The following is a 15,020-nucleotide window of genomic DNA, read 5'->3' as shown; positions in this document are numbered from 1 at the left end:
GCTCCCTGAGGTGCGAGGAGCGATAGCGACGAGCCTCGAAGGGCTGGCGAGATGAGCTCGCCAGCCCTTCGGGGCTCGCTGCGCTCGCACCTCAGGGAGCGGACGGGGTCCGCTGCGCTCGCACCTCAGGGAGCGATGGCGTTTTTGTCAGCGACCCTTCCACTCCGGGGTCCGCTTCATCACGAACGCCATGATGCCCTCGAGGGTGTCGCCGCTGATGATCAGCGAATCGAGGACGCTGGTGCTCGCGCGGACGGCCTCGACGGTGTCGGTGATCGCGTCCGACTGCTCCATCGTCGCGATCGACGCGCGGACCGACGTGGGCGACGCGGCGAGGATCTCCTCGGCCACCCCGCGGGCGGTCTCGAGAACCTTTCCGGCCGGGGCGATCCGGCTGACCAGTCCGGCGGCGGCGGCCTCGCCGGCCGAGATCCGGCGACCGGTCAGGATCATGTCGCGGGCCAGCGCCGGCGGGACAAGCCGCGGCAGACGGACCAGACCACCTGCGGCAGCGGCCAATCCGACCTTCACCTCGGGCAGTCCGAAGGAGGCCTCCTCGTCGGCGACGATGATGTGGCAGGCCATCGCGATCTCGCAGCCACCGCCGAGCGCGAAGCCGTTGACCGCGGCGATGACCGGCTTGGGCAGGCTCTCACGTGCGGTGAGACCGGCGAATCCGTTCTTGGGCACCGACAGCGCGGCCGGGCTGGCGGTCGCGGCCAGGTCGTTGCCCGACGAGAAGGCCTTGTCGCCCTTGCCCGTCAGGATCGCGACCCACAGGTCGTCGTCGGCGAAGTAGGCGTCGAAGATCGAGTCCAGTTCGGCGTTGGCGGCCGGGTTGAGCGCGTTGCGGGCGTCGGGCCGGTTGATCGTCACCTCGAGCAGGTGTCCGTCACGACGGATCTCGACATGCTCGTAGCTGTCCCGGAACGCCGGTGCGACCGCGGGGTATTTGGCGTTCATCGCGGCCTCGGTCAGCTTGACCCGGTTGCCCTTGTCGAACGACCGCACCACGATCTCGGTGCCGGCCGGATCGTCGGAGGTCAGCAGGAGGTCGAAGAACTCGTCGTCGTCGGAGTCGAGATTGGCCACGAAGCGTGCACCGAGCCCGTCCGGCGAGGCGTCGTCGATCAGGCGACCGATCACGGCGCCCGTCCGCTTGCCGCTCTTCGACGGGATGACGGTGTAGGTCTCGAGGATCGCCGGCCCGTCGGCGTCGCCGATGGTGGGAACGGTGGGCACCGCGTCGAGCTGGGCCTGGACCTTGGCGCTGTTGTCGGCGCGCCAGGGTGCCGGAGTGGTCGAGTAGACGCCGGCCGCGTGCTTGCTGAGTACGCCGCCGTTGGCGATGACGAGGCCGAAGTCGCCGGGGGATCGCCGTACGCGCGTGACGATCTCGGCGATCGCGTGCAGCGAGTAGTTGTTGCCGGGGCCGCCGAAGAATGGCAGGCCGCCGGTGGCGGTGAGTCCGCGCGGGTCGTCGGGTGAGATGCCGAGCCCGTCGAGGATGTTGAAGACCGCGATCGGGAAGCAGCTGTAGATGTCGATGACGGAGACATCGTCGAGACCGATCTCGGCGACCTCGAGCGCGTGCTTCACGGCAGCAGGGGCGGCCGGCGCGGAGCCGAGATCGGGTCGGTCGAGCGAGGTGCGCTCGACGGTCTCGGCGTGACCGTGCAGGAAGACCCACTTGGACGGATCGATGCCGGCGGCCTGCGCGGCCCGGACGGACATGACGACGACGGCGGCCGACTGGTTCACCTGGTCGCGGGCGACGATGTAGCGCGTGAACGGATCGGCGACGACCCGGTTGCCGTCGGTCGGGGTGACCAGCTCGGCGGCGTCGCGTTCGGTCGGGGCGGCCGAATGCGGGTTGGCCGCAGCGACCTTCGTGAAGGGTGCGAAGAGCTCGCCCATCGCCGTGGCGTAGGCCTCGCGGCCCAGGCCGGTGTTGTGGCGGCGGGCGTTCTCCAGCAATGCGTACTGGGGGATCACCGACGCGAGACCATGGCGCATCTCGGCGACGGTGATGATGCCCTTGAGGCCGTAGCCGCGGTCCTCGAGCTGTCCGCCAACCTCTTCGGCGAAGCTCGGACGTTCGTCATCGGGCTTGGACTGCAGGTCACGCACCGTCGACATGACCTCGGCACCGAAGATGACCGCCGCCTCGGAGTCACCCGCCGCGATGACGCCGGCGAGTTCGGTGAGCATCGTCTGCGGGGTCTGGCCGCCGGTGACGGCCTGCACGGCGCGACGCGGGTCGGCGCCGACGCGCTTACCGACGGCGCGGGGCATGTTGTCCGGGCGGCCGAGCGGCGACGCCGACAGCGGACTGGAGATCTCGAACGAACGGATCGCGGCGATGGTGTCGATGGACGAGGCCAGGTCGGACGCGCCGGCGTCGTCGAAGGCAGCGGTGACGGCGCGCGCTGCGAGGTCCGCTTCACCCAGTGCTTCGTACCCGGGATCGGTCAGGCGCTCGGAGGCCTGGCCGACGCCGACGACGACGGGGGTGTTCGGATCGAGATCAGCGATCGAGATTGGCATATGCACACAATGGCACAAACGCGTGACCGTCGTCTCAACGTGGTTCGCCGATAGCCCATACCTGCGGGTTCGGTGATCAGTGTGCCCGGGGATCGGGTGCTTGGGAACGCTGCGTTCACCGCGGTTTCAATCGTGGCCGAAGGTCGGGGAGGCGACCACACTATCGGCCGACAAGTTTGTTTCGAAAGGACGTTTGATGACCGCAACCGTGTCCGCAAGCACGTCGGCCGCCGGGACCACCGACGAGCGGCTCGACGAGGTGTTCGCCCCGATCTTCGCCCGTATCGCCGAGGGGGCGGTGGCTCGCGAAGACGATCGCCGGCTCGCACACGACGAGGTGTCGTGGCTGCGGGAGGCCAGGTTCGGTGCGCTGCGCGTGCCGGTGGAGCTCGGCGGGTACGGCGCCACGGTGCGTCAGGTCTTCCGGCTGCTCATCGATCTGGCCACCGCGGAGTCGAACCTCCCGCAGGCGCTGCGCGTCCACTGGTCGTTCGTGGAGGACCAGCTGACCGCGCTTCCCGATCCCGAGGCCGAGCGCTGGCTGCGCAAGGTCGGGGAGGGGACGCTCGTCGGCAACGCCATCACCGAGCCCGGTGTCGGCGCCATCGACCACTACCAGACCCGCCTCACGGCCGACGGCGATGCGTGGCGCCTGGACGGCACCAAGTACTACAGCACCGGCAGCCTGTACTCCGACCACATCCTGGTCGCCGCCGATCAGGACGGCGAGCGGGTGTCGGTGCTCGTCGACGCCGACGCCGAGGGCGTCATCCAGCACGACGACTGGGACGGGTTCGGTCAGCGTCTCACTGCCAGTGGGACCACCGAGTTCAGCGGCGTGCAGGTGGCGGCAGACCGCATCCTCGGCGCCGGCTACGGCGTCGCCGGCCGCACCTACGCCACCTCCTACCTGCAGCTCGTGCAGCTGGCGGTGCTGGCGGGCATCGCGCAGCGTGCCACCGATGACGTCAGCGCCTGGGTCCGGGACCGCAAGCGCACCTTCACCCACTCGACGGCCGATCTGCCCCGCCACGATCCGCTGGTCCAGCAGGTCATCGGCCGGCTGACGGCTGCCGCCTACTCGGCGCGCACCATCGTCCTCGACATCGCCGACCAGCTCGATCGTCTCGCCGGGACCGGCTGGCAGGACGAGAAGCTGCTCGACAAGGTCGAATTCGACGTCGGCCGCGCGCAGGCGACGGTCATCCCGCTGGTGCTCGACGCGACCACCCAGCTGTTCGAGGTCGGCGGTGCGTCGATCACCTCCGAGCGGCTGCGCCTCGACCGCCACTGGCGCAACGCCCGGGTGATCTCGGTGCACAACCCGCTCATCTTCAAGCTGCAGGCCATCGGTGACCACGTCCTCAACGGCACCGAGCTGCCCTACGCGTGGAGTGCCGGCCAGAAGTAGGGCTACCCTGGCCGCATGCAGCGGATGGCAGCGGCGGACGCCGCGTCGTACTGGATGTCCGTGCGCATCCCGAACGACCAGTTCTTGCTGTACTGCTTTGCCACACCGTCGATCTCGATCGACGGATGCGCGCGACGGTTGCTGGCGAGGGCTCGGCACGTCGACGACCTGTGTCTGCGTGTCCACGACGTTCCGGCCACCGCCGACCGTCCGTACTGGGTCTCCGCCGAACCCGACCCCGACCAGGTCCGCGTCGACACCACGACGCGGACCTGGTCGTCGTGTCTGGACTCGGTCGCCGGCCTCATCGGCGAACCGCTCGTCCCGTCCCGGGCCGCGTGGCGCCTGCATCTGTTCGGTCCGGTGACCGACCTTCCGGTAGGCGATGACGAATCGGTCACGGGAGTCGTTGTGGTGCTCCAGATCTCACACGCCCTCGGCGACGGTCGTCGTGCGTCGCAGATCGCGCGGGACCTGTTCACCGCGCCGTACGACGAATGCGAGCGCGGCGGCCTCGGCGTCCCCGGGCCGGTGCGCGATGGCGGGACCCTCGCGCTCGGTGCGCTGCGGTTCCCGGGCGAGTTCGTCACGACGATCCGACGCGGAATCCGGGTTGCGCGGGCTGGGGGACAGTCGAATCCGGGGAAGCCGGGTTATCCGCTGACGGCGCTGAACCGGAATCCCGGGCCGCGGCGACTCCTGCGGGTCATCGTGCTCGACCGCGAGCGTCTGGCCGCGTCCGGGTCGCCGGTCACCGTTGCCGTGCTCGTCGCGATCTCGCAGGCGCTACCGAGGTACCTCGGCGACGGTTGTACACGTCTCGGTGTGGAGCTCGCCGTCGGGAGATCCGATAACGCGCAGGCGCGCAACAACTTTAGGAACGTGGGGATCGATCTGCACCTCGACGTCGACGATCCGTATGAACGTGCCCGACTCATCCGCGGTGAGATCGACGCCGCCCGTGCGGCCGACGCCGATCCGGCACGAGTCGCGCAGCGACGGGTCTCGGAAGTCACTCCGGCGATCCTCGCGCGCTGGGGTATCCGGGCCTTCGATCTCGACACCCGGCCGGAGGCGGTCACCGGTGTCACCGTGGTGTCCTCGGTGAACCGCGGAGCCGCCGATATCGAGCTCGACGGCGCTGAGATCCTGTTCACCACCGGCTTTCCCGCGCTGTCACCGGTGCAGGGGCTCACACACGGCGTGCACGGAATCGGAGACCGCATCGCGGTGTCGGTGACCACCAGTCCGGAGGTCATGCCCGACGTCGATCGGTATGTGGATCTGCTGCGGGCAGGTTTCGATACGCCTCGTCGCTAGCGCTCCTCGGCTACTCGACCGGCGGTGGTTTCCCGCTGGACCGTTTCCTTCCCGCGGTGTCGATTTCCTTCCCGCGGGCGCTACCCGGTAAGCGGGAAGGGATCGGTCACGCGGGAACATCTACTACCGAAAGTCGTTGACAGTGGCTGTGATTCGATGATTCGGTGCCGGTCAGGATTGTCGGTGGCTGCTCGTATGGTGGTGTCATGGCTTTCGAGTTCGGCACCATCGACCCCGCCGGGGATGTCCCCGACCCGGGTTTTGATGTGTTCGAACCCCTCGCCGGACTCTCCCCGGAAGCCTTGATCGCCACTGCTCAAGTTTCGGCGTCGATGAACGCGGTCAACACCTGCCGCATGGCGATGGCCGCCAGTCTGCTGCACGACCACCGCGAGGAGGACTACCAGCTGCGGCGCAGTCAAGTCCATTCCGGGCAGGCCGAGTCGGTCGACGACCTGATGGCAATGACCGCCGAGGTGTTGGCCGGTCGCGATCCGTATGAGGAGTTCGGTCCGAACGGGTTCGAGCAGGCCACCGCCGAGTTCGGCGCCGCGATGAACATGACCTCGGGCCAGGCGCGGGACATGATCCGTACCGGCGGTGCGATGCGATACCGACTCCCACTCACCGGCACCACCCTGGCCTGTGCCCGCATCGACATGTCACGGTTCCAGATCGCGATGAAGCGCACCGATTTCGTCGACGATGCCACCATGCCGACCGTCGACGCGGCGTTGGCCGAGGCCATCCTGGCCCGCGACCCGATGTCCACCACACGGTTCACCACGATGGTCGACCAGATCGTCCACACCCACGCCCCCGATGCGGTGAAACGCCGCAACGAACACGCCGCCCGCGACCGCGGTCTCACGATCCGCCCGGACCGGCACCAGCCCGGCCAGTCGCGCATCGCCGGGCATGTGCCCAACATCGACGCCGCCGCGCTCAACGCCCGTCTGACAGCGATGGCCACCGGTGTCCACAAGCGTGATGGACGCACCATGAGCCAGCGCCGCGCCGACGCTCTACTCGCACTCGCGCACGGCAGACAAGATCTGGACTGCCAGTGCCGGGACTGTGTACCCGAACCGCTCGCGCACGACCTCGACACCGGTGCGCCAGTCGACACCACAGTCGGAGACGTCCCGGAGACCGAACCCGTCGGTGAATCCGATACGGGCGCAACAGTCGTCGAACCTGCCGCGACCGACGCTGGTGTAACCGACTCCGGAACCGCCGCAACGACGAAGCCGACCGAGAAGTGCAAGTGCTCCTGCTCCACGTGCCGTGCTCCTCGCCCGACCTATCACATCATCGCGAATCTCACGACGTTGCAGGGGCTGGACGATGATCCAGGCATGCTCGACGGCCACGGCCTCATCGACGCCCACACCATGCGCCGACTCTTCGTCGACGCCATCCACTCCTTCATCACGACAGGTGTCCGCACCGAACCCTCGGAGGCCGACGCGTCAGCCAGCACCTACGTGCCGAGCAAGAAGCTGCAGGCACTGGTCCGCGCCGGTGAATTGTGTTGCACCTTCCCGGGCTGTAATCAGCCGGTGTGGACCGTCGACCTCGACCACACGCACCCGTTCGACCACACCAACCCCGCCCGCGGTGGCAAGACCCTTCAGGGCAACCTGAAACCGTTGTGCCGGTTCCACCACCGCATCAAGACCTTCGGGGCGTGGCGGGATTCGCAAGACGAGTACATGTCGATCTGGTTCGAAGCGCCCACCGGCCATGTGTACCTGGGGAACCCGTATACCGGACGGGACCTGTTCAGCTCGTTGAAAACCCAGCCGCCCGACCATCCGGCGAGGCGGCGACTCGACGACGAACGCGCTGCCCGCACCGACACCCATCGCCGACAACAAGACGACTGGGACCGGAAGAACCCACCACCGTTCTGACACAGCCCGGTGTGGCGGGTTTCGACGCGACGCCTCGCGTTGCTCGGTGTCGGCTCAACCGGCATGGGGTTGCGTGATGTGGAAGTTCCGTGCGTCGGCTCGTGCCTACTCAACGGGCAGGGGCTCAGGCCTTCGGGTAACCGTTGGTGTCTGCCGGGGCGGCGTCCCCGTTGCCGTTGCCGCCGGAACCCTTGGGGCCGCGGGTGAGTCGCTTGGGCAGGCGGTCGGCGAGGCCGCCGAGCGGTGCCACCGTCTGATTCAGCAGGTCCACGGTCTCGGCGAGTTCGTGCACGGTCTCCTGCATGGCGAGCAGGTTGGGTGCGAGCTGACCCATCACCTCGGTCAGCTCGGTGAACCGATCCAACGGACCGCCCGGCGCAATGGCGCGCTCGACCGCGCCGCCCTCGCCGACGAGCTGGTCGAGGAGGCCCGCCTCGGCGGCGAAGCGGTCGAGGATGCCGCCCGGAGCGGTGACCTTCTCCAGGATGCCGTCGGGTGCGGTGAGTTTGTCGACGACGCCGCCCTCGGAGGTGAGACGTTCGAGGATGCCCTCGTTCTCGGTGAACTGGTCCACCACGCCGCCGGGGCGGGTGAGGCGATCGAGTGGCCCGTCCTTGGCGGCCAGGCGCATCAGGATGCCGCGGTCGTCGGCCATCTGGTCGAGGAGCCCGCCCTTCGCGGTGAGTCTCTCCAGCAGACCGTCGGGTGCGGTCAGCCGGTCGATGACCCCGCCGGGGTTGAGCAGACGTTCCAGGGGGCCGCCCGAGGCCAGGATGCGTCCGAAGGGCCGCTCCGGACCCAGCAGTTCGGACAGCTGGTTGAGGAGCGCGAGGGGGGTACGCGCCGCGTTGAGTTCGTCCTCGGCGCCGATCGCCAGGCTGATCTCGTGCTGAACGCTGCCCGCGGTGATCCGTGCGATCGTCACCGCGGATTCGGCTGCGGCGAGGACCACTCCGGTCACCGTGAATCCCAGCCGGAGCGGCATCTCGAGGAGCAGACGACTCGGACTGGTCCCGGGAGGTGCGCTTCTTCGTTCGGGAAGAGACTCCATGGTTCCCGACACTAGGCCACCGGATCGCGATCGGGGGTGAAGGTCGGGTGATTCCCGGTCAGGTGACCCACAGCGACGCCCCTACTCCTTCGCGGCCTTTGCCGCCGCCTTGGCCGCCTTCTTGAAATCGCGGACCTTCTGCAGCGAGTCGGGGTCGACGACGTCGGCGACCGACCGGTACCCCTGCTTGCTGTAGTCGCCGGCGACCTTGGTCCAGCCGGAGGGCTTGACGTCGAGCTGCTTGGCGACGAGGGCGACGAAGATCTTCGCCTTCTGCTCGCCGAATCCGGGCAGGTCGCGCAGCCTTTTCATCAGGTTGGCGCCGCTGGTCGCCTCGGTCCAGATGCGCGAGGCGTCACCACCGTACTCCTCGGCGACGACCTTCGCCAGCGCCTGCACCCGCCCGGCCATCGAGCGGCCGTAGCGGTGGATCGCCGGGGGAGTGGAGCACAGATCCGCGAAGGCCTCGGGCTCGGCGTCGGCGATCTCCACCGGGTCCATCGTGCCGAAGCGGTCACGGATCTTGGCGGGACCGGCGAAGGCCCGTTCCATCGGGAACTGCTGATCCAGCAACATCCCGACGAGCAACGCGAACGAGTCGGTCGAGAGCAGTTCGTCGGCCGCGGGTTCCTGGGCGATCTGGATCTTCGGCATGGGACCGATTCTGGCAGACGCGGTGGGCGCGCGGCTCTAGACTGCCCCCATGATCAGCGGGGAGAGCATTTCGGGGCGGCACGGATCACGTCGGGCGTCACGCGCGGGTATCGGTGCGGTGATCGTCGGGTTGGTGGCCGCGCTCATCGGCGTCGGGCCCGGGGCCGCGAACGCGATCCCCGACTACACCGAACCGAACTACGTCACGACGCTGGCCTGCGACAGCGTGAACCCGTGGCCGGCGGGCACGGTGAAGGTCCGGGTCGACGTGTTCAACAACATCCGCTTCCCGGCCGACGGCCTGCCCGGCCCGGCGATCGCGCTCATCGGCACCGACCGGGCGAAACCCGTTGCGCTGGAATACACCTACGACGTCACCGTGTCGTGGCGGAACCTGCGGACCGGGCGAACCGGCACCACCTTCGTGCCGGGTCGTGGATTCACCGTCAAGTGGCAGGTCGACATCCATCCCGGCAGCGGGCCCGTCGCGTTCACCATCAAGCAGAAGCTCGGCGCGATGGCCTTCAACCCGATGGTCAATCCGCAGTCCTCGTCGTGCAGCGGACGGGCGACGGCCTGATCAGCGGCGTCGGAGGCGTTCGCTGAGCCCGCCGATGAGCAGGTACTGCGCGGCGAAGTAGCTGCCGAGGACCCAGGCCTCGCCCGCGATCCGGATGCGGGGATCGGTGACGAGGTGACGGCGGTTGATGATCGCCAGATCAGACAGCAGGAACGTCACACCGCCGATCCGCAACCGCGGCTGCGGATCGGACATGGCGCTCGCCGTCGCCGACATCGTCGCGAGGGTGTTGCCGTAGGTGCCCAGGACGGGCAGCAGTGCGGGCCGGTGGCGCGCGAGGACCGCGGCCGATTCGGCGAGCAGCCCGACGCGGGGGAGCAGTTGCTTCGCCGACGGCCGGGCTCCGGCTCGCCACATCGTCGCGATGTAACTCAGCTGCGCGCCCGTGAACAGCGTCGCACCGAGCCGTAGGTAACGGTCCTTGGCGACCGGCTCGGTCTCGAACTCCTCGAGCAACATCAGCCGGTCGCCCGCCATCGAGAACGCCAGGGCTCCGGCCAATCCGGCGTTGTCGAGGGCATCGCGTTCACGCGCCCCGGCCGCCGTCCGGGCCGCCAGCAGCAGCATCGGCAGCGGCTTGGTCAGGCCCGCCGCCCGCCGATGCCCCAGCGCACCGGTGACGGTCGCCGCCGCCGTGGTCGCCACGAAGGCGAGATCGAACAACTGTCGATTCGAGAGGCGGCGACCCATCATCGACTCACTTCAGGACTTTGGCCATGAAGGCGCGGATGTCGTTGTCGGACAGCTTCGCCGACTGCGCGGCGTCGAGCGTGAGGTAGGTGCGGGCCTGCACCTGACGATCGGCGCGTACCTCGTTGAGGTACTTCAGCGACAGCGGCACGACGACCGAGGTGTCCTGGAGCGACTGGGTCACGATCAGCGGCTTGACGAACCCACGGGTGGGGAGCGCGGTGGCCTCGTTGAGCAGGCTCGTCAGCTCGGTGTTGCCCGACACCGGCTTGGCGAAGAGCGAACCGAGGGCGAGGCCGTCGACGTTCTTGCGGAACTCGGTGATGCACTCGTTGGCGGCCCTGGTCATCCACTTCTTGCCGGTGTCGGTGAGCAGTGAGTCGACGTCGAGCTTCGGGTTCACGTTGCGGATCGCGCTGAGGGTGTACAGCGCGTCGGCGGCGAGTCCGGACGGCATGCTCGCCGACGACGGACCGAGATTCGCCAGCAGCGCACCGAATTCGGCCGGGACCGACGTCGCCGCGGCACCCTTGAAGTCGAGCGAGTTGCGCGCCTTCAGCTGCGGCGCCAGCCGGGCCAGCGTGATCGCGGCCGCGGCTCCCTGACCCTCGCCGACAACAGCCCACGAACGCGACAGGTTGTCGGAGACGTCGCGCGCGGCACTCACCGCATCGACGATGTTGCGGGAGGTGGCCTCGAGGTCGTAGTACTGCGGGGTTCCCGGTGTGCCGACCCCCGCGTAATCGGTGGAGACGACGGCATAGCCGCGGCCGAGCCAGCGGCTCAGTTCGGTCGTGTCGTCCTTGGTCGGACGCTCCGAGGGTGCGCACTTGTCGGCGATGCCACGCGAGCCGTGCGCCCAGGCGACGACCGGCCAGCCGCCGGCGGGTGCCCGCCCGGCGGGAACCATCAGCACGCCGGACGACAGATGGGCCTTGCCGTCGGCGCCGGTGCTCCAGTAGGTGAAGTCGTTGCCGGAGGCGGAGCCGGCCACCATGCGGGCACGGGGCAGGTCACGGTTGGCGTAGACGGCACCCGGCGCCTGGCCGGGACCACGGGCGTCGATAGTGCCGGCGTTGTCGTCGGCCGGTGCACCCGTCTCGTCGTCGGTGGCGTCGGTGGCGTCGGTGGTGGCGCCGGGCTCCGGCGCGCTGGTCGACGGTGTGGTCGTGATCGGTTCGGCGACGGCCTCGGTGGCGAGACCGAACGTGGTCAGGCCCATCGTGAGGGCGGCGGCGAGTGCGACCGTGCGGGCGAGAGGGGCACTCCGACGGGTTGAAGAGATGCCATGCGTGTTCATGTGTCGTCTATTCGTTCTGTGTGTGGGGGTGGGACTGTCTTCGGCAGAGCGGGGGTTTCACGCGTCGACAGGTGGTTTCATGCGTTGACGCTGTTTCAGGCGTTGACCAGGCCGACTGCCGGGAGGAACCAGCAGTTCTGGGCGCCGTTCTGCGCGGTGCCGAAGACGGCGGACAGGATGGTGCCGTTGCCGGTCTTCACCGGCGCGAGCCGCACACCCGAGAGCAGGGGCAGCGCGGTGAGAGCGGTCTTGTCGGTGACCGGATCGAGGTCGGCGAAGCCGCCCTGCAGGGTGCTGGTGTTGAACCAGGCGACCTGCATGGTGCCGCCGTTGCCGGCCTTCGGGGAGGCGGGCACGAATGCGTACGCGGTTTCGCCGTTCTCGACCAGGTTCAGCTTCTCCGGGATCTTGACGCCGGGGAGCATGTCCAGGAGCGGCTTGAGCTGCGTGAGCGGATCGGTCTTCATCGGCCACGGACCCGCGACGGCTCCGGCTCCCGCGGTGACCAGACCCAGCGGGTTGTCCGCGGTGGGGCGGTGCAGAACGGCGCGACCGACGGGGTCAGCGTCTGGATGCCCAGGGTCTTGAGCAGGGCGATCGGATCGGTGGCGGCCACCGGCCGGGGAGTGGAGGCGTCGTGAGCCGCGGGCTGAGGTGCGGATGCGTCGAAGGGCAGCGCGCCGGCGCGCCCGACGACGTCCTGAACCGACAGCTGGCCGGAACTGCCCATGACCGCCTGGGCGGCCTTCAAGGCCATCTGGTCGACGCCCGCGGACTTCAGCAGACGGACCGCGCCGGCGAGTTCGGCGTCGAACGGGATCGAGTAGGCACTCAGCAGGTTCGGCTCGAGGAGGGGGAGCCCGGGCACCGCCGAGGCCGGAGCGGTCGAGGTGACCGCTGCAGCGGCCATCGCCATGCCCACGAGGCCCACGCCGCAGCGCCGGATTCCGCGTCGCCCGACAGATGGACGTGTGAACCGAGACGTGATGGACATGGCACTCCTTCAAACAGCCGAACACCCCGCCACGTGTGGCGGGTGTGACAGATGGGATTCAAGTTAAAAGAGACCACGACTGGGACGACCCCGGCAAGTCGCGAGTCCGACCTGTGACATTCGCGCGATCGGCGAGATACCGACATTCCCGACGACCTGGTGTTTTCGGTCAGCGCCGGCTGAGACGGGTGCCACAGGCGAGGCGCCGTGGGCGACGTCGGTGCGGTGTCGCACGGAGGGGTAACTCGACACAAAAGCGGCACCCCGGCGGTGAGCCGGGGTGCCGCTGGTGAAGTCGCGCGGATCAGATGATCGCGAGGCCGATCACCGGGACGATCGTGCAGGACACGACCTGACCCTTCGTCTTGGTGGTCACGTTGCCGTGGATCGCGGAGATGACACGGCCCTTGCCGGTCCGGGCGATGGCGGTGAAGGTGCCCGGGCCTTCCTTCACGTTGATCTTCGCGTTGCGCTTGAGCGACGTCGTTCCGGTGCGGCCGGTGTCGACGTTGAACCAGCTCACGGTCAGCGGCTTCGCGTTGTTGTCGATGGCGGGACCGGTGCCGAGTGCGGTGTAGACGTAGCCGCCCTCGCCGCGCTTGGGTCCGGGAGCCGGTGCTTCCTGCGGGCCGGCGGTGACCAGGGCGCGGCCGAGCGATCCACCGCCGGGGATGCAGCCGAGACCGAAGGTCGGGTACAGGAATTCCTGGATCTTCGGGGCGTTGGGGCCCTTCGGGATGTCCGGATCGCCGGGCTTGGCCTCGGCGGCGAGTTCGCGGGCGGCCTGCTTGCGGCCGGGTTCACCCAGGAAATCGGCGACCGAACGCCAGATCTTGCTGACCTCGGCGGGCATTCCGGGCGCCGTGGCGAAGCTCTCGGCCTGCTTGAGGAGCTCGGCGTTGACCTTGCCGTCGGGTCCGGGCGTTGCCACCGACCCGATGATCGCCGGCGCGAACGCACCGAGCGAGTCCAGCACGCGCTGATCGACCTTGGGAGCGGGCGCAGCACCGGCGACGGCCGGGAGTGCGAGGCCGGCCGCGGCGACGACGGCCGATGCGCTGAGGAGGACGCGGTGGCCCCGGGTCCGGTGCGGGCGAGAGGTGGTGGAACGCAACCTCGACGGCCTTGTGAAACGCACTGGTGTGTCCTATCGGTCGTGGCGCTGCGTCGGCCGGAACTGCGGGCCTCGTACGCCTCGTGGTCTTGTAAATCGTGGTTGTGAATCGCCCGGGGTCTGTGGGGCGTTCGTCGATCTTCCCACCCCGGACGTCGCGGGTCATTCTAAGCCCCCTGACGCTATCTGTGTCCAGGTAGTCCAGCAGGTTGCGACTGTGACGTGTGTGGTTATTGATGCAATTGTTACAGAAGTGATTTTTCATTGGCGCGAATCGTGTGCCTGGGCAGCACCTGGTTGGATATGGGGGTGGATGTGACAGGGACAGCGGGTCGCGAGGAGTCGGATGTGAACCAACGGCGGGGCGTGAACGAGCCGGCGGCCGCGGGCGGTACCCGCCGTCGTCGTGGACGGGCGGGAGTCGTCTCCCGGATGGTCGCGCTCACCGTCGGTGTGGGACTGGTGTTCACGACCGCGGTGGCGTGCGCCGACGAGTCGACGACCGGCGGTGAGGTCACCCTCCTGACCCATGAGTCCTTCGAGCTGCCCGAGTCGGTCATCGACGGTTTCCGCCAGCAGACCGGTCTCACCCTCAAGATCGTGCGCTCCGGCGACGCCGGACAGCTGGCGTCGACCGTGTCCCTGACCCCCGGCGCGCCCAAGGGCGACGCGGTCTACGGCATCGACAACACCTTCGCCTCCCGCCCGATCGAGGCCGGTGCCCTGGAGTCCTACGAGTCTCCGCTCGCCGGCGGCGGTGCGAGCGACTACGCGGTTCCCGGTGCGGCCGACCAGCTGACCGCCGTCGACCGCGGCGACGTCTGCCTGAACATCGACGACGCCTGGTACAAGTCACGATCGCTGACCCCGCCCGCGAGCTTCCGCGATCTGGTGAAGCCGGAGTACGCATCGCAGGCCGTGCTGACCGATCCCGCGACCTCGTCTCCGGGTACGGCCTTCCTGCTGACGACGGTCGGGGCCCTGGGCGACGGCTGGCAGGACTACTGGAAGCAGGTGGTCGGCGGAGGCGCCACCATCGTCTCCGGCTGGGAGGTCGCCTACAACCAGCTGTTCAGCGCGGGCGAGGGGAAGGGCGACAAGCCGATCGTGCTGTCCTACGCGTCATCGCCGGCCGCCACACCCGACACCAGCGCCCTCCGCGACAGTTGCTTCCCGCAGGTCGAATACATCGGCATCCTCAAGGGCACCCGCAACTCGACCGGCGCCCGCAAGCTGGTCGACTACATGTTGAGTCCGGAGGTGCAGTCGGCGCTGCCGGAGTCGATGTACGTCTACCCGGTGCAGCGCGACATCGCGCTGCCCGAGGGCTGGCCGGCGCCGACGGCGGTCCCGGCGTGGATGTCGTCGCTGCCGCCGGCCACGATCGCGGAGAAGCGCGAGAGCTGGCTCGACCAGTGGCGTGACGCCGTCGGCAGGTGATCG

11 protein-coding genes and 1 pseudogene are annotated in these 15,020 nt (G+C 68.7%); 5 read left to right on the top strand and 7 right to left on the bottom strand.

The window, feature by feature from the left end; all coding sequences use genetic code 11:
• Window positions 1-147: 147 nt before the first annotated feature.
• Window positions 148-2,547: an acetyl-CoA acetyltransferase gene (locus BLU62_RS11975; RefSeq protein ID WP_074849817.1), complete on the bottom strand. Its 2,400-nt coding sequence runs from the start codon at window positions 2,545-2,547 to the stop codon at window positions 148-150.
• A 196-nt stretch (window positions 2,548-2,743) separates the two neighbouring features.
• On the opposite strand from BLU62_RS11975, the gene BLU62_RS11970 reads away from it, so the two are divergent.
• The 3 genes from BLU62_RS11970 (at window position 2,744) to BLU62_RS11960 (ending at window position 7,194) form a co-directional block, all read left to right on the top strand.
• The gene (locus tag BLU62_RS11970) at window positions 2,744-3,958 is read left to right on the top strand and encodes an acyl-CoA dehydrogenase family protein (protein WP_074849816.1); all 1,215 of its coding nucleotides are present in this window, start codon (window positions 2,744-2,746) and stop codon (window positions 3,956-3,958) included.
• Between the two features lie 15 nt (window positions 3,959-3,973).
• Entirely contained in the window at window positions 3,974-5,278 is a 1,305-nt protein-coding gene (locus BLU62_RS11965) for a WS/DGAT domain-containing protein (RefSeq protein ID WP_074849815.1), read from the top strand.
• Between the two features lie 206 nt (window positions 5,279-5,484).
• The gene (locus BLU62_RS11960) at window positions 5,485-7,194 is read left to right on the top strand and encodes an HNH endonuclease signature motif containing protein (protein ID WP_074849814.1); all 1,710 of its coding nucleotides are present in this window, start codon (window positions 5,485-5,487) and stop codon (window positions 7,192-7,194) included.
• Window positions 7,195-7,318: 124 nt separating this feature from the next.
• On the opposite strand, the gene BLU62_RS11955 is transcribed toward BLU62_RS11960, so the two are convergent.
• Window positions 7,319-8,245 (bottom strand): hypothetical protein, encoded by a 927-nt coding sequence (locus tag BLU62_RS11955; RefSeq protein WP_074849813.1) that lies wholly within the window; start codon window positions 8,243-8,245, stop codon window positions 7,319-7,321.
• Between the two features lie 81 nt (window positions 8,246-8,326).
• The gene (locus tag BLU62_RS11950; protein WP_074849812.1) at window positions 8,327-8,899 is read right to left on the bottom strand and encodes an HhH-GPD-type base excision DNA repair protein; all 573 of its coding nucleotides are present in this window, start codon (window positions 8,897-8,899) and stop codon (window positions 8,327-8,329) included.
• Window positions 8,900-8,948: 49 nt separating this feature from the next.
• Here BLU62_RS11950 and BLU62_RS11945 point away from each other — a divergent pair, with 49 nt between their 5' ends.
• On the top strand, window positions 8,949-9,479 hold the full coding sequence (locus tag BLU62_RS11945; protein ID WP_074849811.1) for a hypothetical protein: 531 nt from the start codon (window positions 8,949-8,951) through the stop codon (window positions 9,477-9,479).
• Here the strand turns inward: BLU62_RS11945 and BLU62_RS11940 are convergent, their stop codons facing one another.
• The 4 genes and pseudogenes from BLU62_RS11940 to BLU62_RS11925 form a co-directional block, all read right to left on the bottom strand.
• A complete protein-coding gene (locus BLU62_RS11940) occupies window positions 9,480-10,169 on the bottom strand; it encodes a lysoplasmalogenase family protein (RefSeq protein WP_074849810.1) in 690 nt (229 codons plus the stop codon). It abuts the gene before it with no gap.
• 7 nt (window positions 10,170-10,176) lie between these two features.
• Window positions 10,177-11,469, bottom strand: a complete 1,293-nt coding sequence (locus BLU62_RS11935; protein WP_074849809.1) for a lipase family protein — start codon at window positions 11,467-11,469, stop codon at window positions 10,177-10,179.
• Between the two features lie 95 nt (window positions 11,470-11,564).
• Window positions 11,565-12,463, bottom strand: a pseudogene (locus BLU62_RS11930) (hypothetical protein).
• 304 nt (window positions 12,464-12,767) lie between these two features.
• The gene (locus BLU62_RS11925; RefSeq protein ID WP_074849808.1) at window positions 12,768-13,601 is read right to left on the bottom strand and encodes an Rv1157c family protein; all 834 of its coding nucleotides are present in this window, start codon (window positions 13,599-13,601) and stop codon (window positions 12,768-12,770) included.
• Between the two features lie 324 nt (window positions 13,602-13,925).
• On the opposite strand from BLU62_RS11925, the gene BLU62_RS11920 reads away from it, so the two are divergent.
• A complete protein-coding gene (locus tag BLU62_RS11920) occupies window positions 13,926-15,017 on the top strand; it encodes a thiamine ABC transporter substrate-binding protein (protein WP_074849807.1) in 1,092 nt (363 codons plus the stop codon).
• Window positions 15,018-15,020: the final 3 nt, after the last annotated feature.

Source organism: Gordonia westfalica (assembly GCF_900105725.1).
GTDB lineage: Bacteria > Actinomycetota > Actinomycetes > Mycobacteriales > Mycobacteriaceae > Gordonia > Gordonia westfalica.
The sequence above is the reverse complement of the archived record's forward strand: the minus strand, read 5'-3'. Positions and strand labels throughout refer to the sequence as shown.